This is a genomic window from Tessaracoccus sp. MC1865 (genome assembly GCF_017815535.1).
GTDB lineage: Bacteria > Actinomycetota > Actinomycetes > Propionibacteriales > Propionibacteriaceae > Arachnia.
On the sequence record NZ_CP072596.1, the window covers coordinates 2,862,882 to 2,881,567 of the forward strand.

The following is an 18,686-nucleotide window of genomic DNA, read 5'->3' on the forward strand; positions in this document are numbered from 1 at the left end:
GGCCAGTGTAGGCCGACGGGGCCGCAGCCTCTGCACGTTGCGGGTCAGCCGGCGCGCTCCTGCAGCACCGCCTTGGCGGCCGCGAACCGGGCGATCGGCACGCGGAACGGCGAGCAGCTCACGTAGTCGAGGCCGGCGCCGTGGAAGAACGTCACGGAATCCGGATCACCACCGTGCTCGCCACAGACGCCCGTCTTGAGCTTGGGCTTGGTCTGCCGACCCTTGGCCACGCCCATCTCCACCAGGGCGCCCACGCCGTCCACGTCGATGGTCTCGAACGGGTTGCGCTCCAGCACGTGGTCCATCACGTAGTTCGTGAGGAAGCCGTTCTCCGCGTCGTCGCGCGAGATGCCGATGGTGGTCTGGGTGAGGTCGTTGGTGCCGAAGGAGAAGAAGTCGGCGAACTCGGCGATCTTGTCGGCCACGAGCGCCGCGCGCGGCAGCTCGATCATGGTGCCGATGGTGTAGTCGAGTTGCTGACCCGCCTTTGCCAGTTCGTCGTCAACCGCTGCCACGACGATGGCCCGCTGCGCCTCGAGCTCCTGCGTGAGCGCCACCAGCGGGATCATGATCTCCACGCCGACGGTCTCGCCCTCGCGCTCCTTGACCGCCAGGGCGGCGCGGATGATGGCACGGGCCTGCATGTCCGGGATCTCCGGGTACAGCATGGCCAGGCGGACGCCGCGGGTGCCGAGCATCGGGTTGAGCTCGTGCAGGCGCTTGACCTGGGTCAGCGTCTCGCGGGCCTCGGTGAGCTGCTGACCGTCGCCATTGGTCAGTTCCAGCCGCTGCACCAGCAGCGACTGCTCCACCAGGTTGGGCAGGAACTCGTGCAGCGGCGGGTCCAGCAGCCGGACGGTGACGGGGAGGCCCTTCATGGCGGTGAAGATGCCCTCGAAGTCCTGCTGCTGCATGGGCAGGATCTCCTCGAGCGCGGCGGCGCGCTGCTCGGGGCTCTCGGCGAGGATCATCTTGCGGACAGCGGGCAGGCGGTCCTGGGCCATGAACATGTGTTCGGTGCGGCACAACCCGATGCCCTCGGCGCCCAGCTCGCGGGCCTTGGTGGCGTCCTCGAAGTTGTCGGCGTTGGCGCGTACGCCCAGGCGGCGCACGTCGTCGGCCCACTGCACGACCTTGAGGAAGTCCTCGTTGATCTGCGGCGGGATGAGATCGAGCTTCTCGCCGTAAACCTTGCCCTGGGAACCGTCGAGCGTGATGACGTCGCCCTCATGGATGACGCGGTCGCCGATCGTCAGGGTCTTGGCCACAGTGTCGATCTTGATGCCGTGCGCGCCGGCCACGCAGGGCTTGCCCATGCCGCGCGCCACGACGGCGGCGTGCGAGGTCATGCCGCCGTGGGCGGTGAGGATGCCCTGGGCGACGATGACGCCGTGGATGTCGTCGGGGGTGGTCTCGTAGCGCACCAGGACGACTGCCTCGCCCTTGCCGCCGAGATCCGCCGCGGTGTCCGCGTCGAACACCACGCCACCGACGGCAGCACCCGGCGAGGCCGGCAGGCCGGTGGCGATCGCGTCGTTGCCGTGGTCCGGCGGGATCGCCGGGTGGAGCAGCTGGTCCAGCTGGCCCGGTTCGATGCGCATCAGCGCGTCCTCCTGCGAGATGACGCCCTCGTCCACCAGGTCCGAGGCGATCTTCAGCGCGGCGGCCGCGGTGCGCTTGCCGTTGCGCGTCTGCAGCATGTAGAGCTTGCCGTCCTCGATGGTGAACTCCATGTCCTGCATGTCGCGGTAGTGCAGTTCCATGTCCTTCATGGTCTTGACGAGCTGGGCGTACGCCTCCGGCAGCACCTCCTCCATCTCGTGGAGCTGGCGCGGGGTGCGGATGCCGGCGACGACGTCCTCGCCCTGGGCGTTGACGAGGAACTCTCCGTAGAGCGCGTTCTCGCCGGTGGACGGGTTGCGGGTGAAGCAGACGCCGGTGGCGGAGGTGTCGCCGCGGTTGCCGAACACCATCTGCTGGATGTTGACGGCGGTGCCGAGCGAGGCGGAGATGTTGTGGGCGCGGCGGTACACCTCTGCCCGGGGGTTGCCCCACGAGCGGAAGACGGCGTCGACGGCACGGTTGAGCTGTTCATGGGGGTCCGAGGACCATTCCCCGCCGAGGTACTCGTTGGAGATCTCCTTGTAGGTGGCCACCAGCTCCTTGAGGTCGTCGGCGGTGAGATCCGTGTCCTGCTCGACGCCGCGCTCGTGCTTCAGCGCGCTGAGCGCGTCCTCGAAGAGGTGGCCCGGGACGCCCTCGACGACTTCGCCGTACATCTGGATGAAGCGTCGGTAGGAATCCCACGCGAAGCGCTCGTTGCCGGATTCCTCCGCGAGCGCCTTGACGGATTCGTCGGAGATGCCGAGGTTGAGGACGGTGTCCATCATACCGGGCATGGAGTGGACGGCGCCGGAACGCACGGAGAGGAGGAGGGGCTTCTCGGCGGCACCCAGCACACGGCCGGTGCGCTGCTCGAGGCGCTTCAGCGCCGCGGCGATGCCGTCGGCCAGGCCATCTGGCCACTTTCCACCGTTGTTCATCGTCTGAACGCAGGCCGTGGTGGTGACGGTGAACAGGTCCGGGACGGGAAGGCCGACCTTCGCCATCTCGGCGACGTTGGCGCCCTTACCGCCGAGGAGGCTGCGCATCGTGGCGTCGCCCTCGGACAGGTCGTAGATGTAGCGATCCTCGCTCATGTGGGGATATCTCCTTTGACAAACCCTGGGGAACCGCCTTTGGCTCCCCGCTGCCCCAAGACTAGTCCTGACAAGCCCGGCGAAGGGGGCGGGGTGGGAGAATCCCAGCCCACCCCACCTTCGTCAGGCTGCGGAGCGGGCACCCCACGCCCGCGGAGCGTGGATCACTTGGGAGGAGGCGCCCAGGCGCCGCCCGGCCGCACGATCCCGGGGGGACGACGGAGGCGTTGGCCCACCTTGCGGGCCCGGTCATCGACCACGTCGATGATGCGCGAGGCGGCCTCCTCGATGGCGACGCCGGTGGTGTCGATGATGGGGCAGCCGAGCTTGCGCTGGGTGCGGCCGACCTCGTCGAGCTCGTCGTAGATCTTCACCAGGTCCGCGTACCCGTCCTTGGTGCCGAAGCCACCCATGCCGCGGACCCGCTGGCCGCGGATCTGGTTGAGCCGCTCGGCGTCCATCGTGAGCCCGATGATGCGCCAACGATCCAGGTCCCAGAGTTCCTTCGGCGGATCGATGCCCGGCACCAGGGGCACGTTGACCGCCTTGTAGCCGAGGTAGCCGAGGTAGATCGACAGCGGGGTCTTGCCGGAGCGCGACGGGCCCACCAGGCAGATGTCGCACTCCTTGAGCGCCTCCGGGAGCGACCCGTCGTCGTGGCGCACGGCGAAGTCGATGGCGGCCATGCGCACGAAGTACTCCGCTTCCACGCCGAGCGGCCGCATGGGCACCTGGTCGGCCTCGATGCCACTGATCCGTTCCAGCGCACCCATCGCCTGCGTCATCAGATCGGCGAACGGCACGTCGATGTCGTTGCAGAACGACTTGACCAACTCAGCCTGCTCCTCGCTGACGAGCGTGAAGAACACCGCGACGGGCGCCCGCTCCGTGCTCTCCTTGATGGTCTCGAGCGCGGTGAGCAATGACGCCGTGGTGCCCACCTTGCGGTGGCGGACCAGGCTGAACTCCCGCGTCGGGAACTGCGTGATGGCGGCCCGAGCGATACGGGCCGCGGTCTCGCCGGTGGAGTCGGCGATGATGTGGATCTCCAGCGGCTCTGCTGACATGACAGTCACCTTACGCCGCGCGGCGAGGACTTCCGGAGTATTTCCCCGGCCACTCTTCCCTCCTGGGATCGCAGGGCTAGGCTTGGATACCAGGGCACCACGGAAGTTGCCCGCAGTACCCAGGAGGTGCACACAGATGGATGCAGTTGTGGAGGAGACGGCGGAAACCAAGAGCGTGAAGGTGACCCACAAGGTCGCCAAACCGCTCGAGAAGGTGTGGGCGGCGCTCATGCAACCCAACGGCCAGGAGCCGTTGCTGGGCAAGGGTGGTCAACTGGGATCGAAGGGGGTCGACTGGGCGTCCACCGACGGCCCACACGGCGTCACCCGGAGCTTCCACCCCATGGAACAGATCCGGTTCTCCTGGCATGAAGCCGAAGGCGCTCCCCGCAGCCTCGTCGACCTGCAGATGAAACCCGTCGACGGCGGCACCGAGCTTCACCTGACCCACGAACTCATCGAAGATGGCTACGCCCCTGAGTCGTTGACCGAGCGCTGGGAGACCGCGCTCCGGAAACTCGACGACCAGGCCTGACGCAATTGCGGCGGCGGGGTGGGCCGGAGGGCCCACCCCGCCGTCGCGACGGCCGCGTGGAACACGGTGTTGGCTCACCGATAGACCGCGACGCTGTCGTCGTCGCCCACCACCAACCGCCCTCCGTACACGGTGGCATACCCGTGCAACGTCCGCTCCCACCTGACCTCGCCGGTGTCGGGGTCGATGCCCAACGCTTTCGGCTGGGTGGTCTCGCCTGTCTGCGGATCTGACGGCGTGATCAGCACGACGAGCTGCCCCTCCCCCACGTACACGGCCGCTTCACCGGCGCGCGCCTCGATGGGGGTGCGCATCACCTCGCGTCCGGTGGTGGCGTCGAAGCGCAGCACCGCCATGGCTGCGGAACCGTAGGCTCCCTCGAGGACGATGAGGTCGTCGCCCCACAGCGCTCCGGGCGCAGCACCCTGCGGATCCCCCCACAGCTGGTTTGCCAGCGGTGTCACCCACCGCACCTTGCCTGTGCGCGGGTCGAGCCGTTGCAGCTCCCCCTTGCCGCTCAGGGGCAGGAGGTAGAGGAGCCCGTCGTCGACCACGGTCCCCCAGTTGCCCACCTCGGAGCGCCACACCTCCTCCCCCGATGCGGGCTCGATGGCACGGACCGCGCCGAACTCGTTGATGACCGTCACGCCGTCCACCACGTGCATCGACGGCCGCGTAGGCTGCCAGTCGGGCTGCGCGCCGTCGGACATCCGGAACACGTAGCGGTAGGCGGCGAACTCAGAGGCGGCCGAGTCCGGCGCGAGGTACGCGAATCCGTCAGACTCCAGGACCTGCCTCGCAAAGCCTCCGGACCATCCACCCCCGGCGTCGACGTCGACATCCCACAGCGGGTGCACCAGATCGCCGGGGTCGTACGCCATCAATCTGGCCGCGCCAGGACCGTAGGGGTCCTCGTCGTTCTGGCGTACCGCCAGGAACAACGTGCCGTTGTTGCTTGAAGAAACCCAGCTGTACCCGCCAGGCGACTCGAAGACGTTCCCGGCCGAGTCCGTGTACTCCGTGGAATCGAACACCGGCATCTCCAGCCGGTGCATCTCCCGGCCGGTCTCGCGGTCAAGTAACGCCGTCGCCCCTCTGAGAGGCACGCCGACCCACGGGGTCCCCGGCAGATCGGTGAGATGCGACTCGTCGAAGCCCCACACGCCCTGCACCGAGGTCCGCCACAGCTCTTCGCCGGACCCTGCCGCGAGCAGTGCCACCTGAGGCGGCGCCGGGTCCCCGCCTCCGACAGAGACCAGGAGGCGGTCGCCGCTGACGGGCACGAAACCCCCGTACGCCCTCCCGTCGTCGCCCCATCGCCACGCCTCGACGGGCCCGTCCTGGAGGCCGAGGACCTGCGGCGCGGGGGGCGGCGGCGACCTGAGGAGGAGGACCACCCCTAGCCCCAGCGCCAGCGCCATCGCCACGGCCACCGCCACGACGGCAGTGCGGCCTCTGGACCACCCACCCAGTCGCCCGGTGGGGTCTGGTGCCGGCGGCGCGTCCAGGTCCAGCACGTCTTCGGTCATGCGGACAGCCTAGGGTCGCCGGACGCCGGCCGCGGCGGCCACCTTCAACGCGTGCGGCGCCCAGGCGACAGCGACGTTGAGCGATCAAACCCAACCCCCGCTGACTTCGGCCACTACCGGAAGTAGTATGAGGGGACGGCACATTGCGTCGCGGCCCGGTTTCAAGGAAGAAGACGGTCATTATGGCAACCATGCTCTCCAGCAGAGGGATGAGGCGCGCCCGCTGGGCTGCGCTGGCAATCGCAGGACTCACGGCACTCGGAATCACCGGCTGTTCGGGCGACGGCGCCCCGCCCGGCGAGACCCACGTCGGAGGTGAGGCCAATCTTCAGCTGCCGGATCTCGGCAGCGTCGATTTCCTCGGCATCCCCGGTTCCGCGCTCCTCGGGCTCGGCCTCATCGTGTGCGCGCTGGGCCTCGGTTTCGGCCTCATGACCTACACGCAACTCAAGCGCATGCCCGCCCATTCGGCGATGCGCGAGATCTCGGAACTCATCTACACCACCTGCAAGGCCTACCTGAAGCAGCAGGGCAAGTTCCTGCTGGTGCTGTGGGCGTTCATCGCCGCGATCATCATCTTCTACTACCTGTTCCTCGTCGGCTTCGGCGTCGGGAAGACCGCCATCGTGATCGCGTTCTCGCTGATCGGCATGGCCGGCTCCTACGGCGTCGCCTGGTACGGCATCCGCGTCAACACGCTGGCGAACTCGCGCACCGCGCACGCAGCGCTCGGCGGCAAGCCCTACCCCTGCCACGACATCCCGCTGCGCTCCGGCATGAGCATCGGCATGGTGCTGATCTCGGTCGAACTCGCGATGATGCTCATCATCATGGTGTTCCTGCCCGGTGAGATCGCCGGCGCCTGCTTCATCGGCTTCGCCATCGGCGAGTCCCTCGGCGCGTCCGCCCTCCGCATCGCCGGCGGCATCTTCACCAAGATCGCCGACATCGGCGCCGACCTCATGAAGATCGTCTTCAAGATCAAGGAAGACGACGCCCGCAACCCCGGCGTCATCGCCGACTGCACCGGCGACAACGCCGGCGACTCCGTCGGCCCCTCGGCCGACGGCTTCGAGACCTACGGCGTAACAGGCGTGGCGCTGATCACCTTCATCCTCATCGGCGTGCCGGAAGTCAGCATGCAGGTGACCCTGCTCGTGTGGCTGTTCGTCATCCGCGCCGCCATGGTGGTCGCCTCCGGCATCTCCTACTTCGCCAACCGTGCCTGGGCGAAGGCCCGCTACGCCAACGCCGACGACATGGACTTCGAGGCGCCCCTGACCTCGCTGGTCTGGATCACCTCGGCCGTCTGCATCGCCACCACATTCCTCACCTCGATCCTGCTCATCGGCAACCTCGAGGGTGGCCTCTGGTGGAAGCTGTCGTTGATCGTCAGCTGCGGCACGCTGGCCGGCGCCCTCATCCCCGAACTGGTCAAGGTGTTCACCTCCACCAGCGCCCGCCACACGCAGGAAGTGGTCATCTCCTCCAACAAGGGCGGCCCCTCGCTGGGCATCCTCTCCGGCCTCGTCTCGGGCAACTTCTCCGCCTACTGGCTGGGGATGGCGATCGCGGCCCTGATGGCCGTCGCCTACGGCATCTCCACCCTCGGCCTGAGCGACATGATGCTGGCCCCGGCCGTCTTCGCCTTCGGCCTGGTCGCCTTCGGCTTCCTGGGCATGGGCCCTGTCACCATCGCGGTGGACTCCTACGGCCCGGTGACCGACAACGCGCAGTCCGTCTTCGAGCTGTCGACGGTGGAACATGACCCCAGCGCGGCCGACGAGTTGGCCACCGAGTTCGGCCATGAGCCCGACTTCGAGCGCGCCAAGTACTTCCTCGAGGCCAACGACGGCGCGGGCAACACGTTCAAGGCGACGGCGAAGCCCGTACTGATCGGCACCGCGGTCGTCGGCGCCACCACCATGATCTTCTCGATCATGATGGGCCTCACCGACGGCCTGGAGAACGCGGAGGCCGTCGCGAACCTGTCGCTGCTGCACGCCCCGTTCCTGCTCGGCCTGCTCGTCGGTGGTGCCGTCATCTACTGGTTCACCGGTGCGTCCATCCAGGCCGTGACAACCGGCGCCTACCGGGCCGTCGAGTTCATCGGCGCCAACATCAAACTCGACGGGGTGACCCGCGCGAGCGAGGAGGACTCGGCCAAGGTCGTCCAGATCTGCACCCAGTACGCCCAGAAGGGCATGTTCAACATCTTCCTCGGCGTCTTCTTCTCCACCCTCGCGTTCGCGTTCGTGGAGCCGTTCTTCTTCATCGGCTACCTGATCGCGATGGCCCTGTTCGGCCTGTACCAGGCCATCTTCATGGCCAATGCGGGCGGCGCCTGGGACAACGCGAAGAAGATCGTCGAAGTGGATCTCGACGCCAAGGGCACGGCCCTGCACGACGCCACCATCATCGGCGACACCGTCGGCGATCCCTACAAGGACACCTCGTCGGTGGCGCTGAACCCCGTGATCAAGTTCACCACCCTGTTCGGTCTCCTCGCGGTCGAACTCGCGGTCTCCCTGAACGCTCAGGGCGGCCAGGTGCTGACCTGGGTGCTGGCCGCGGCGTTCTTCTTCGCGTCGCTGTTCTTCGTCCACCGCTCCTTCTACGGCATGCGCATCAACGAGAACATGTCGGAGATGGAGATCGATCGGACAACCGAGGCTGTCGCGATCGACGCCTGACCCCTATTCCGAGTCGGAACCGCTCGGCACAAGGCCCGGATCTCCCTCCCCCAGGGAGATCCGGGCCTCGCGTGTTCGTCGGCCAGCCGGCTTGGGCGCCCCGCTCAGCCCTGGAAGGGCCGCACCTCGACGGTGGGGTTGCAGCCGGTGGCCACCGCCCGTTTCGCCCAGTCGAGCGCGGCCGCGTCGTCCTCGACGTCGATGACCCAGAACCCGTTGACCTGGTCCGGGTACTGCAGCACCGGGCCCTCGACGACGACGCCCTCAGACGTGACGTACCGGGCGTCCGACGGCGGGGTGAGCCCGCCGGCGAACACCCAGGCGCCGGCGTCCATCATCTCCCGGTTGAGGGCGTCGACCGCCGCGAAGATCTCGCTCTGGTCGGCGTCTTCCGCGAACGGCTTGCCGTCGTGGATGACTGATAGCAGGAACTGGGGCATGGCTACTCCTCGTGTGCTCCGGTGCCGGTTCGTGCCCCCAGCCTCACCGCCGCCACGCCCCGCGTCAAGAGTCGATCACCACGCGCCCGGCGCGTCGTTCGTAGACTGGGGGCAGCGACTCCCAGCCGCAGATGTCAGGAGTGACCATGTCCACAGACCGCACCGCCCGCGCGTTGGCCTTGGCGCCAGCCGAACTCTTCATCGACGGCGTGTGGCGCCCTTCATCCTCCGGCGAGACCTTCGCCGTGCACAACCCCGCCACCGGCGAGGTGCTCACCCGGGTCCCCTCCGCCACGCCGGACGACGGCATGGCCGCGCTGGCGGCTGCCGACGGCGCCGCATCGGGCTGGGCGCGTACCCCGGCGAGGGAGCGCTCTGAGCTGCTGCGTCGGGCCTACGACCTGCTGATGGAGCGCGCCGACGAGTTCGCCACGCTGATGACCATCGAGATGGGCAAGCCGCTGGCCGAGGCCAGGGGCGAGGTGACCTACGGCGGGGAGTTCCTCCGCTGGTTCGCCGAGGAGGCCGTCCGGATCAACGGCCGCTACTCCCCCTCGCCGGAGGGCAACCTGCGCATGCTGACGGTGCGCCGCCCCGTTGGGGCCTGCCTGTTCATCACGCCGTGGAACTTCCCGCTCGCGATGGCCACCCGCAAGATCGCCCCGGCGTTGGCGGCAGGCTGCACCACCATCCTGAAGCCCGCCGCCCTGACGCCGCTCACCTCGCTGGCCTTCGTGCGCCTCCTGGAAGAGGTGGGCGTGCCCCAGGGCGTGGTGAACGTCATCCCGACGCAGGACGCCCAGCCGGTGACCGGCCCCATCATCCGCGACCGTCGCCTGAGGAAGCTGTCGTTCACCGGCTCCACCGCCGTCGGTATGGCGCTGCTCGAGGAGTGCGCCGGCAACGTGGTGCGCACGTCGATGGAGTTGGGCGGCTGCGCGCCGTTCATCGTGTTCGACGACGCGGACCTCGGCAAGGCCGTGGAGTCGGCCTACCAGACGAAGATGCGCAACATGGGCGAGGCCTGCAACGCGGCCAATACCTTCTACGTCCAGGCGGGGGTGGCCGACGAGTTCGCCGAGCGGCTGGCGGCGCGTCTGGCCGCGCTCGCCGTCGGCGACGGCCTCGAGGAGGGCACCCAGGTGGGTCCCCTGATCTCCGACGGTGCACGCAAGGGCGTCGGAGACCTGGTTGACGAGGCGGTGCAGCAGGGCGCGAAGGTGCTGACCGGCGGGGGCCCTGTCAACGGACCGGGGTACTTCTACGCCCCCACCGTGCTCACCGGGGTCACCGCCGACGCGGCCATCGCGTCCACGGAGATCTTCGGCCCAGTGGCCCCCGTCACGACCTTCGAGACCGAGGACGAGGTGGTCGAGCGGGTCAACGCCTCCCCCGTCGGGCTCTCCGCCTACCTGCACACCGGCGACATCGCCAGGGTCTGGCGGATGACCGAGCGCCTGGAGACGGGCATGCTCGGCGTCAACGGCGGCACCATCTCGAATGCGGCCGCGCCGTTCGGTGGCGTGAAGCACTCCGGCCTCGGGCGCGAGGGCGGCCCCGAGGGCATCGAGGCGTACCTGGAGACGATGTACGTCGGTTTCGCCGACCCGTTCGCCTGACCCGGCCCGGCCCGCTCCCCCGGCGGCGCGGACCGGGTTCGGCGGTCAGAGGCCCTGGGCCAGGCGGTAGTAGGCCTGGTTCCAGCGGACCAGCTGCTGGAACTCCGGCAGCGTCGTGGCGTCGTCGATCACCAGGAGCTCCACCTGGGCCATGTCCGCGAAGTCGCGGAACGCCTCGATGCCCACGGCCGTCGACATCACGGTGTGGTGCGCGGCACCGGCGGTGAGCCACGCGGCGGCGCTGGTCCTGAAGTCCGGCTGCGGCTTCCAGACGGCGCGGCCCACCGGAAGCTTGGGCAGCGCGGCGCGGGGCTCGACGTTCTCGACGACGTTGGCGGTGAGCCGGAAGCGGTCGCGCATGTCGCTCAGCGCGACGACCACGGCGGGCCCCGGGTCCGCCGTGAAGACCAGGCGCACCGGGTCCTCCTTGCCGCCGATGCCGAGCGGATGGATCTCCAGGGTGGGCTTCGCGGTGGTCAGCGACGGCGACACCTCCAGCATGTGCGCCCCGAGGATGAGCTCGTCACCCGGCGTCATGTCGTAGGTGTAGTCCTCCATCAGGCTCGCCCCGCCGGGCAGGCCGGCGCCCATGACGTTGGCGATCCGCACCAGGATGGCGGTCTTCCAGTCGCCCTCGGCACCGAAGCCGTAGCCCTCGGCCATGAGGCGCTGCACCGCCAACCCCGGCAGCTGCTTGAGGGCCCCGAGGTCTTCAAAGCTGGTGGTGAAGGCGCCGAAGCCGCCCTCCTCCAGGAAGGAGCGCAGGCCGAGCTCGATCGCCGCGCCGTCGCGGAGCGACTGGTGCCGCTCCCCTCCCTTACGCAGTTCCGGAGCGACCTCGTACAGCTCCTCATACTCGGCGACCAGCGCATCGACGGCATCCTCGGACACCGCGGCCACGGCTTCGGCCAGCTCGTTGACGCCCCAGGTGTTCACCTGGACGCCGAAGCGCAGCTCGGCCTCGGTCTTGTCACCCTCGGTGACGGCGACGAAGCGCATGTTGTCGCCGAAGCGGGCGAGCTTGAGGCTGCGGGAGGCGGCGAGTCCGGCGGCCGCGCGCTGCCAGGTGCCCAGCTCGCGCTGGACCTGCGGATCCGAGGCGTGCCCGACGATCGTCTTGCGCGGCACCCCGAGCCGGGTCTGGATGTAGCCGAACTCACGGTCGCCGTGCGCGGCCTGGTTGAGGTTCATGAAGTCGAAGTCGATGTCCGCCCACGGCAGCTCGACGTTGGCCTGGGTGTGGAGGTGCGCCAGCGGCTTCTGCAGCGCGTCGAGGCCGGCGATCCACATCTTCGCGGGGCTGAACGTGTGCATCCACGCGATCAGGCCGATCACCCGGTCGTCGGCGTTCGCCTCGAGGGCGACGCGCTTGATCGCGGCGGAGTCCGTGAGCACGGGCTTCCAGACGATCGAGACCGGAACGTCGCCCGCCTCGTCGAGTACCCGGGCGATCTCCTTGGACTGCTCCGCCACCTGGGCGAGCGTTTCGGGCCCGTACAGGTGCTGGCTTCCGGTGAGGAACCAGACCTCGTAGCCGTCGAGGGAAGTGGTGAGCTTGGGCATGCGGATGGACCTTTCGGTGGCTGAGGCTGCGTCGGTGCGCGGTGGTGGGGTGGGGTGTCAGCGGCGAGCGTCGGTGCTCTGGCCGTAGACGTTCTGGTAGCGGTCGAAGAGGCTGTCGATCGCCTCCTGCGGGATGGGGACGAGCGGTCCGGCCTCGCGCGCGTAGTGCACGGTGCGGGCGACGTCCTCCACCATGATGGCGGCCTTGACGGCGTCCTTCGCGTCCACGCCGATGGTGAAGGGGCCGTGGTTCTGCATGAGCACGGCGCGGCTGCGGTGGCCCCGGAGGGTCTCGACGATGCCGCGGCCGATGGAGTCGTCGCCGATGATGGCGAACGGGCCCACGGGGATGGGGCCGCCGAACTCGTCCGCCATGGCCGTGATGACGCACGGGATCTCCTCGCCGCGCGCCGCCCAGGCGACGGCGAACGTGGAGTGGGTGTGCACGACGCCGCCGACGTCGGGCATGTTGCGGTAGACGTAGGCGTGCGCCGCGGTGTCGCTCGACGGCGAGCGTTCGCTGCCCTCGGAGCCGGGTATGACGTTGCCGTCCAGATCACACAGGATCATGTTCTGCGGGGTCAGGTCGTCGTAGCTGACGCCGGACGGCTTGATGACGAACAGGTCCGCCCCGGGCACCCGGCCGGAGACGTTGCCGCCCGTCCAGACGATCAGGTTGTAGCGCACGAGTTCGCCGTGCAGCCGGGCGACATCAGCCCGGACGCTGCTGATGGCGGCTTGGACCTCGGCGGAGAAGGGTGTGCTCACGGGTGACCTCCCAGAGTCGACTGTGACCGGTCACACAAGCGTATCCCCAACAGCGCCGTAGGTCAAGGACCCAGGCGGTCAGCGATGGGGCGGGCGACCGACGCGCGCGGGATCAACACCGGCGCGACGGGTTCCAGTGCGGGCGCCGCGGCATCCGGACCCGCGATGAAGGCTTCAACGGCCCGGCGGCCGAGTTCCTCGAAGTCCTGGCGCACGGTGGTGAGCTGCGGCCAGTAGTACGCGGCGTCGGGGATGTCGTCGAAGCCGACGACGCTGATGTCGCCCGGCACGGTGACCCCCGCCTCGTGCAGCCCGCCGATGAGACCGAGCGCCATCTGGTCGTTGGCGGTGAAGACGCCGGTGGCACCGGATTCGAGCACCGCCGCGGCCGCCTCGTAGCCGGAGCGCGCCGTCCAGTCGCCCAGGTGGAGGACGACGCCGTCGAGGCCCCGGGCCTGCGTCTCGGCGGTGAAGCCGGCGGCCCGGGCCTCGGCCTCCAGCCAACTCGCCGGCCCGGCGAGGTGGGCGATGCGCACGTGCCCGGCATCCGCCAGCGCGTCCACGGCTAGGCGGGCGCCCTCGGCCTGGTCCACGGAGAGCCAGGGCGCGCCGTGACCGGCCGAGTGCAGGGTGAGGACACGAACGCCCGTCGCCAGCGCGTCGATGGTGCGCAGCGTCTGTTCGTGGGGGGCCACGACGACGATGCCCTCCACCCCCTGAGCCACGAGGTGCTCGATGGCGGCGGCCACTGCGGTGTCGTCGTCGGCCTGCGCGAACGCGGCGCTGATCCAGTAGCCCGCCACCCGCGCCGACGCCTCGATGGCGGCGACCGAGCGGGACGGGCCGTACAGCAGCGCATCGGAGGCGAGGATCCCGAGCGTGCGGGAGCGGCGCGTGCCCAGGGCACGGGCGGCGTTGTTCATCCGGTAGCCGAGCTCCTCCATCGCCCGGACGACGCGGGCCTTGGTGGCCTCCGCGACGTCGGGGTTGTTGTTGAGGACCCTCGACACCGTCTGACGCGACACACCCGCGAGGGTGGCGACGTCGCGTACGCCGACCACCCGCTTGCCACCGGGATTCACTTCGCCTAGCCGTGGGCGATCAGTTGAGGCCGATGAGGTCGCAGACGAAGATCAGCGTCTCGCCCGGGGCGATGACGCCACCTGCGCCACGCTCGCCGTAGGCGAGGTGCGACGGGATGACCAGCTGACGGCGGCCGCCGACCTTCATGCCCTGGATGCCCTTGTCCCAGCCCTGGATGACCTGGCCGATGCCGAGCCGGAACGAGAGCGGCTCGCCGCGGTTCCAGGAGGAGTCGAACTCCTCGCCGGAGCTGAAGGCGACACCCACGTAGTGCACGTGCGCGACGTCGCCGGCCGCGGCCACCGCGCCGTCACCCTCCACGATGTCCGTGATGTCCAGATCTGCCGGGGGCTCGCCACCGGGGAAGTCGATCTCCGGCTTCTCATTCATGTTTGCCATGGTGTCGACCCTACAAGCTCGACGGCCCGCTGCGTAGGCTGCGGCGGTGGACGAACGCCGCGAGGCCCAGGACGACGAGCGCGCCGAGGACCCACCAGAAGTAGGCGCCGCCCACCACCTGCTGGAAGGGCGTCCAGTTGGGGTTCTGCTCGGGCGGGTGCGGGAAGTCCCAGTGGGGTGAGTGGCGGAAGACCCAGAGCCCGGCGGCCCCGGTCAGTGCCGTCAGCCAGGCCGCCCACACCGGCCCGAGCCGCCACGCCCAGGCCGTGACGACGACCAGGGCGGGGGCGGCCCAGACGAAGTGGTGGCTCCACGACACCGGCGAGGCCACCAATGCGTAGAGCCCCAGCACGACGGCGGGGGTCATGTCGTCGCCCTGCGCGAAGAGCACGCGGAGGAGCGCCAAACAGGCCAGGCCGATCAGGACGCAGGCCACGAACCAGATCCAGGTGGCGGCGTCCCCGCTGAGCGCGCGGTGCACCATGCCGTTGAGCGACTGGTTGGCCGGGTAGGCCGGCTCGCCGATCCGCTCCGAATCCGGCAGCACCCGCGTCCAGTAGGCGATGGAATCGCGCGGCCGCAGCGCGAACCCGATCCCCGTGTACAGCAGCGCCGAGCCCACCCCGACGATGAGGGAGCGCCAGTCGCGCCGCATCAGGAACCACGCGAGGAACACCACCGGCGTCAGCTTCACCGCGAAGGCGAGCCCCACCAGCGAGCCCTGCCACCACTTGCCCCTCCCGGCCAGCAGGTCGACCATCACCAGCGCCATCAGGACGGCGTTGATCTGGCCGAACTCGACCGTCTCAGCCAGCGGGTCGAGGTGCAGCGCGAGGCAGCCCAGCGCGACGGTGAGCCACACCGCGTCGCGCCGGTTGCTGCCCAGTTCACGCACCACCAGGTACAACACGCCGAGCATGGCGGCCACCGTCAGCGCGGACAGCGTCACCGAGCCCACCCGCCAGGACACGAACGTGAAGGCGGAGAAGATGGCCGCCGCGATCGGCGGATAGGTGAACGGGAGGCTCACGCCGACGATCGTGTCCGGCATGCGTCCGTAGAGGTCGCCGCCGTCGCGGAACACCTGGCCGCCGATGCGGTAGACGTCGAAGTCGATGCGGTACGGGATGAAGTCCTCGCCCGGGAAGCCGTAAAGCCAGCTGTACGTGAGGTACCCCAGCCACCCCAGCGCCAGGAGGCGCAGCACCCAGGAATGCAGATAGGTGTCGACGGCTCGTAGGACAAGGGTACGGACGTCGGGCATGGAGAGATCCTACGGCGGCACGGCCGACGGGCCGACTTGGGTAGCCTGTGGTTCGTGAGCATCGAGTGTCGACCCATCCCTGCCGAGGAGCACCTCGCCTTCATCGAGGCGCGCGGTTCCGCATCGTTCCTCCAGACCCCGGCGTGGGGCAAGGTGAAGCGGGAGTGGCGCTCCGAGTCCGTCGGGTTCTTCGCCGACGAGGAGCTGACGGGCGTCGGCCTCATCCTCTACCGGCAGCTGCCGAAGGTGAAGCGCTACCTCGCCTACCTCCCCGAAGGGCCCGTCCTCGACTGGGCGCGGCCAGACGTCGACGAGCACGTCGACGCCCTGGTCAGGCACGCGAAGCAGCGCAAGGCGTTCGCGGTGCGGATCGGGCCGTGGCTCACGCACCGCCGCTGGCTGGCGAAGACCATCAAGGACGCCGTCGCGGACGACGACGTCACGCTCCTCTCCCAGCAGGAACCGGACGAGACCAGCCTGGTGGGCACCCGGGTGCGCAACGCCCTGCTGCACGCCGGCTGGGTGACCGACGAGAAGGGCGAGGGCTTCGCGGCCGGCCAGCCGAAGTTCAACTTCCACCTGCCGCTGCGCCACGGGGACGGCACCCAGAAGAGCGACGACGAGCTGCTGAAGGGCATGAACCAGCAGTGGCGCCGCAACATCAAGAAGGCCGACAAGGAGGGCGTCACCGTCCGCGTCGGCACCCGGGAAGACCTGGCGGCATTCCACCGCATCTACCTCGAGACGGCGCAGCGCGACGGCTTCACCGGCCGCAGCCTCTCCTACTTCGAGGTGATGTGGGACGCCCTCAACGCGGAGACCCCGGAGCGGATGAAGGTCTACCTGGCGGAGCACGACGGCGACCTCGTCGCCGCCACCACCATGGTCACCGTCGGCGAGCACGCCTGGTACTCCTATGGCGCCTCCACCACGGCCAAGCGGGAGGTGCGCGGCTCCAACGCCGTCCAGTGGCAGATGATCCGCGACGCGAACGCCGCGGGCTGCGCCGTCTACGACATGCGCGGCATCGTCGAGGGCGTGGGCGCAGACCATCCCGAAATCGGCCTGATCCAGTTCAAGGTGGGCACCGGCGGCGAGGCCGTGGCGTACCTGGGCGAATGGGACTACGCCATCAACAAGCCCATCCACTGGGCGTTCAACCAGTACCTCAAGAGGCGATGACATGACGCTGACGCTGAACATCGACGCGCACCGCTGGCGCGCCCACCTCGACGGCTTCCAGCGGCAGGTGGGCGGGCTCGTCCCCGTTGCGAAGGGCAACGGCTACGGTTTCGGCCTCGGCACGCTGGCCGCGGAGGCCAAGCGGCTGGGCACGCAGACGCTCGCCGTCGGCATCGCCCAGGAGGTCGCAGCCGTGCGGTCGGGCGGCTGGGACGACGACATCGTGGTGCTCAACCCCTGGCGCCCCTTCGACGCGGCGGCCACCGCCCTGTTGAACGACCCGAAGGTCATCACCACCGTCTCGCGCGCCGAGGATCTCCGCGCGCTGACCCAGTCGCATCCGAAGGCCAGGGTCATCGTCGAGATCGAGACCGCGATGCACCGCCACGGGCTGGATCCGCGCCAACTGACAGCAGACGCGTTCGGCGACCTCTGGTTCGAGGGCTGGGCCGTCCACCTCCCGGCCGACGGCTCGCTCGCGGAGGCGAACCGCCTCGCGCAGACGGGTCTGGCCACCCGCACCGGCCCCGTGTGGCTGTCGCACCTCAGCGTCGACGACTACCGCACCTTCGCGGCGAGCGTGAGCGTGCCCACCTATCTGCGCGTCGGCACCCGGCTCTGGCTCGGCGACAAGCAGGCCTACCGGACCACCGCCACCGTGCTCGACGTGCACCGCATCAAGAAGGGGCAGGTGCTGGGCTACCACGGAGTGCCCGCGCCGAAGGACGGGTGGATCGTCATCGTCTCCGGCGGCACCGCCCACGGCGTGGCCATGGCGGCTCCCGTGCCGCAGCGCTCCTTGAAGCAGCGCGGCGTGACTCTCGCGCAGGGCCTGCTGGACGCCGTCGGCCGCACGCTGTCGCCGTATGAGATCGGCGGGAAGAAGCGGAGTTTCGCCGAACCCCCGCACATGCACTCGTCGATGGTGTTCGTGCCCGGCGAGTACCCGCTCACGAAGGTCGGCGACGAGGTGCCGGTCACCACCCGCATGACGACGGCGACCCCGGACGAGATCTTCTGGACCTGAGCGGTTGGCCCGGTCATTTGTGAAGATGGATCATGGCTGACAACAAGCGCAGGATTCTCATCACCGGTGCCACCGGCGGGATCGGGCTGCTCCTCGAGGAGCGCCTCATGGCGGATTACGACGTCGTCTCCCACGGCCGCACCCCCGCCAACGACGAGCAGGCCAAGCGCCTCCGCACGGCGGACCTCGAGAACTACGACGAGGTGCGCGCGCTCATGGACGGGGTCGAGGTGGTCCTCCACCTCGCCGGTCAGGCCTCCCCCGAGGCCGAGTGGGACGAGGTGGTGGGCCCCAACATCATCGGTTTCCGCAACGTCCTGGAGGCGGCCCGCGACGCGGGCGTGCGCCGGTTCGTGTTCGCCTCGTCCAACCACGCGATGGGCATGTACGACCGCGACGAGGACTGGCCGGTCTACCCCCACCACCTCCCGCGGCCTGATTCGCTGTACGGCGTGTCCAAGGTCTTCGGCGAGGCGCTGGGCCGGTACTACCACGACAAGTACGGCATCGAGTTCATCTCGCTGCGCATCGGCTGGTCCACGGAGGACCCGCTGGCGGCAGAGGAGGAACTGCTCCACGCCATGTGGCTGAGCAGCGACGACACTGAGCGGGTGTTCCGGCGCGCGATCGAGGCGGAGAACGTCGGCTACGGCCTCTACTACGCCATCTCGGACAACCCGAACCGCCGCTGGGACCTCACCAACACCATGCTGGAGCTGGGCTACCGGCCCGAGGATTCCGTCGCGAACCTGAAGAAGGAGGATGTGGTGGAGGGCGGACGGGAGTCGCCGGACAACTGGCCCGAGGGGAGCTGAGGC

15 protein-coding genes are annotated in these 18,686 nt (G+C 69.2%); 6 read left to right on the top strand and 9 right to left on the bottom strand.

Annotated elements, in window-relative coordinates:
* Positions 1-44: 44 nt before the first annotated feature.
* On the bottom strand, positions 45-2,699 hold the full coding sequence (gene ppdK / locus J7D54_RS13310; protein WP_182763230.1) for a pyruvate, phosphate dikinase: 2,655 nt from the start codon (positions 2,697-2,699) through the stop codon (positions 45-47).
* A gap of 164 nt (positions 2,700-2,863) precedes the next feature.
* Entirely contained in the window at positions 2,864-3,766 is a 903-nt protein-coding gene (locus J7D54_RS13315) for a pyruvate, water dikinase regulatory protein (RefSeq protein ID WP_182763229.1), read from the bottom strand.
* Positions 3,767-3,902: 136 nt separating this feature from the next.
* Here J7D54_RS13315 and J7D54_RS13320 point away from each other — a divergent pair, with 136 nt between their 5' ends.
* Positions 3,903-4,301, top strand: coding sequence for an SRPBCC domain-containing protein (locus J7D54_RS13320; RefSeq protein ID WP_076061451.1), 399 nt, complete (start codon positions 3,903-3,905; stop codon positions 4,299-4,301).
* 74 nt (positions 4,302-4,375) lie between these two features.
* Here the strand turns inward: J7D54_RS13320 and J7D54_RS13325 are convergent, their stop codons facing one another.
* The gene (locus J7D54_RS13325) at positions 4,376-5,830 is read right to left on the bottom strand and encodes a PQQ-binding-like beta-propeller repeat protein (RefSeq protein WP_182763228.1); all 1,455 of its coding nucleotides are present in this window, start codon (positions 5,828-5,830) and stop codon (positions 4,376-4,378) included.
* 209 nt (positions 5,831-6,039) lie between these two features.
* Between J7D54_RS13325 and J7D54_RS13330 the strand changes: the two genes are divergently transcribed.
* A complete protein-coding gene (locus J7D54_RS13330; RefSeq protein WP_182763381.1) occupies positions 6,040-8,523 on the top strand; it encodes a sodium-translocating pyrophosphatase in 2,484 nt (827 codons plus the stop codon).
* Between the two features lie 104 nt (positions 8,524-8,627).
* Here the strand turns inward: J7D54_RS13330 and J7D54_RS13335 are convergent, their stop codons facing one another.
* Positions 8,628-8,963 (bottom strand): YciI family protein, encoded by a 336-nt coding sequence (locus tag J7D54_RS13335; RefSeq protein WP_076061457.1) that lies wholly within the window; start codon positions 8,961-8,963, stop codon positions 8,628-8,630.
* A 146-nt stretch (positions 8,964-9,109) separates the two neighbouring features.
* Between J7D54_RS13335 and J7D54_RS13340 the strand changes: the two genes are divergently transcribed.
* Positions 9,110-10,582 carry an NAD-dependent succinate-semialdehyde dehydrogenase gene (locus J7D54_RS13340; protein WP_209455148.1) on the top strand — a complete coding sequence of 491 codons (1,473 nt, stop codon included), beginning with the start codon at positions 9,110-9,112 and terminating at the stop codon, positions 10,580-10,582.
* Positions 10,583-10,627: 45 nt separating this feature from the next.
* Here J7D54_RS13340 and araA read toward each other — a convergent pair whose 3' ends face one another.
* From araA to J7D54_RS13365, 5 genes are all read right to left on the bottom strand, one after another.
* A complete protein-coding gene (gene araA / locus J7D54_RS13345) occupies positions 10,628-12,145 on the bottom strand; it encodes an L-arabinose isomerase (protein WP_182763226.1) in 1,518 nt (505 codons plus the stop codon).
* 57 nt (positions 12,146-12,202) lie between these two features.
* Positions 12,203-12,913 carry an L-ribulose-5-phosphate 4-epimerase gene (locus J7D54_RS13350; protein ID WP_182763225.1) on the bottom strand — a complete coding sequence of 237 codons (711 nt, stop codon included), beginning with the start codon at positions 12,911-12,913 and terminating at the stop codon, positions 12,203-12,205.
* Positions 12,914-12,975: 62 nt separating this feature from the next.
* Positions 12,976-13,995, bottom strand: a complete 1,020-nt coding sequence (locus tag J7D54_RS13355; RefSeq protein ID WP_182763224.1) for a LacI family DNA-binding transcriptional regulator — start codon at positions 13,993-13,995, stop codon at positions 12,976-12,978.
* A gap of 19 nt (positions 13,996-14,014) precedes the next feature.
* On the bottom strand, positions 14,015-14,386 hold the full coding sequence (locus J7D54_RS13360) for an FKBP-type peptidyl-prolyl cis-trans isomerase (protein ID WP_182763380.1): 372 nt from the start codon (positions 14,384-14,386) through the stop codon (positions 14,015-14,017).
* A 19-nt stretch (positions 14,387-14,405) separates the two neighbouring features.
* Positions 14,406-15,659, bottom strand: a complete 1,254-nt coding sequence (locus tag J7D54_RS13365; protein WP_182763223.1) for a glycosyltransferase 87 family protein — start codon at positions 15,657-15,659, stop codon at positions 14,406-14,408.
* A gap of 54 nt (positions 15,660-15,713) precedes the next feature.
* Here J7D54_RS13365 and J7D54_RS13370 point away from each other — a divergent pair, with 54 nt between their 5' ends.
* The 3 genes from J7D54_RS13370 to J7D54_RS13380 are packed head-to-tail and all read left to right on the top strand — an operon-like array spanning position 15,714 to position 18,683.
* Positions 15,714-16,841 carry a peptidoglycan bridge formation glycyltransferase FemA/FemB family protein gene (locus J7D54_RS13370; RefSeq protein WP_182763222.1) on the top strand — a complete coding sequence of 376 codons (1,128 nt, stop codon included), beginning with the start codon at positions 15,714-15,716 and terminating at the stop codon, positions 16,839-16,841.
* Position 16,842: 1 nt separating this feature from the next.
* Positions 16,843-17,868, top strand: coding sequence for an alanine racemase (locus J7D54_RS13375; RefSeq protein ID WP_182763221.1), 1,026 nt, complete (start codon positions 16,843-16,845; stop codon positions 17,866-17,868).
* 32 nt (positions 17,869-17,900) lie between these two features.
* Entirely contained in the window at positions 17,901-18,683 is a 783-nt protein-coding gene (locus J7D54_RS13380) for an NAD(P)-dependent oxidoreductase (protein ID WP_182763220.1), read from the top strand.
* Positions 18,684-18,686: the final 3 nt, after the last annotated feature.

Bases quoted from the DNA above. Each gene is read 5' to 3' on its own strand.
- ppdK (WP_182763230.1), bottom strand. From the start codon at position 2,699: ATGAGCGAGGATCGCTACATCTACGACCTGTCCGAGGGCGACGCCACG.
- J7D54_RS13315 (WP_182763229.1), bottom strand. From the start codon at position 3,766: ATGTCAGCAGAGCCGCTGGAGATCCACATCATCGCCGACTCCACCGGC.
- J7D54_RS13320 (WP_076061451.1), top strand. From the start codon at position 3,903: ATGGATGCAGTTGTGGAGGAGACGGCGGAAACCAAGAGCGTGAAGGTG.
- J7D54_RS13325 (WP_182763228.1), bottom strand. From the start codon at position 5,830: ATGACCGAAGACGTGCTGGACCTGGACGCGCCGCCGGCACCAGACCCC.
- J7D54_RS13330 (WP_182763381.1), top strand. From the start codon at position 6,040: ATGAGGCGCGCCCGCTGGGCTGCGCTGGCAATCGCAGGACTCACGGCA.
- J7D54_RS13335 (WP_076061457.1), bottom strand. From the start codon at position 8,963: ATGCCCCAGTTCCTGCTATCAGTCATCCACGACGGCAAGCCGTTCGCG.
- J7D54_RS13340 (WP_209455148.1), top strand. From the start codon at position 9,110: ATGTCCACAGACCGCACCGCCCGCGCGTTGGCCTTGGCGCCAGCCGAA.
- araA (WP_182763226.1), bottom strand. From the start codon at position 12,145: ATGCCCAAGCTCACCACTTCCCTCGACGGCTACGAGGTCTGGTTCCTC.
- J7D54_RS13360 (WP_182763380.1), bottom strand. From the start codon at position 14,386: ATGAATGAGAAGCCGGAGATCGACTTCCCCGGTGGCGAGCCCCCGGCA.
- J7D54_RS13365 (WP_182763223.1), bottom strand. From the start codon at position 15,659: ATGCCCGACGTCCGTACCCTTGTCCTACGAGCCGTCGACACCTATCTG.
- J7D54_RS13375 (WP_182763221.1), top strand. From the start codon at position 16,843: ATGACGCTGACGCTGAACATCGACGCGCACCGCTGGCGCGCCCACCTC.
- J7D54_RS13380 (WP_182763220.1), top strand. From the start codon at position 17,901: ATGGCTGACAACAAGCGCAGGATTCTCATCACCGGTGCCACCGGCGGG.